Annotated in this window: 2 protein-coding genes; both read left to right on the forward strand. The window is 60.5% G+C overall.

All coding sequences use genetic code 11. The features are described from left to right. Positions 1-196 precede the first annotated feature (196 nt). Entirely contained in the window at positions 197-760 is a 564-nt protein-coding gene (locus QZ269_RS13180; protein ID WP_291427153.1) for a YqhA family protein, read from the forward strand. Continuing rightward, positions 760-1,078, forward strand: a 319-nt coding sequence (locus QZ269_RS13185; protein ID WP_291427154.1) for a tRNA (adenine(22)-N(1))-methyltransferase TrmK, incomplete at its 3' end; no start/stop codon positions are given. The genes QZ269_RS13180 and QZ269_RS13185, both read left to right, overlap by 1 nt.

The raw sequence follows: 1,078 nt of genomic DNA on the forward strand, positions 1-1,078 counted from the left end.
TCGCTAGGGTAAGCTGCGCGTTCCACCGTTAAAGCCTAAAACATTTCCCATGGTTAGGGCCTCAGACAGCCTCTAAATGCGTAGTTTTTCCTAAATCTGAGACGAACTCGGGTTGAAAGCTTTGCCAAGCCGCTCAACTGGAGTCCAGATCAGCCATGTTGGGGGATTGAATCGGAGTCCGTATTATCCTGAAGGGATGAAGGGTCTGGAACCTGCACAGCTGCCACCGCACCAGGGACGCCCCTCTTGGACGGTGGGTAAGGTCTTCGGGTTGACCCGTTTCGTGGTCGAACTCGGCGTGCTTAGTGCGCTGGCGTTCAGCGTGACGCTGTTTGTCGCGGCCATTGTGCAGGCGTATCACACCGTTGTGCAGGCAATGTCGCACCTGAGTGGTGAGGACACCGCCAAGCACCTGATGATCGCCGCCGTCGAGCAGGCCGATATGCTGCTGGTCGGTCTGGCCCTGCTTATCATCAGTCTGGGAATGCAGGCCCTGTTTGTCGGAAAGCTTCAGAACGTACCGTCGTGGCTGCATATCCGTTCTTTTGAGGACCTCAAGCAGAAACTGATCGGCATCGTGATTACGGCGCTGGCGGTCAACTTCTTTTCGGTAGCGTTGGAGTGGAAAGGCGGCAGCGATATTCTAATCTACGGCTTGGCGCTGGCCTCCATCATTTTCTCGCTGGGCTTTTACAGCGTCATTCTGAACCGGCAGAGTCATGCTCCCGCCGACGACCGAACCCAGGTTTCGGCTGGCTGATGCCCCCCACACTTGACGCCCGCCTGGACGCAGTTCTACGCCTGATCCGCGCCGAGTCCCACGCCGATATAGGCTCCGACCACGCCTACCTGCCGCTTGAACTGGTGCGCTCGGGGCGTGTCCGGCGGGTGGTGGTGGTCGAGGTCAATGCCGCGCCTTTTGCCCGGGCGCAGCAGAACGTGGCGCGTGCGGGCCTCGGGGCACAGATCGACGTGCGCCTGGGCAACGGCTTTGCGCCGCTGGCCCCCGGCGAGGTTCAGAGCGCCAGCCTGACGGGAATGGGCGCGACCACCGTACTGGGCGTCATGCAACGGGCCG

The organism is Deinococcus sp., assembly GCF_018260405.1.
Lineage (GTDB): Bacteria > Deinococcota > Deinococci > Deinococcales > Deinococcaceae > Deinococcus.

Coding starts and splice junctions, on each gene's coding strand:
- QZ269_RS13180 (WP_291427153.1), top strand. CDS start 197: ATGAAGGGTCTGGAACCTGCACAGCTGCCACCGCACCAGGGACGCCCC.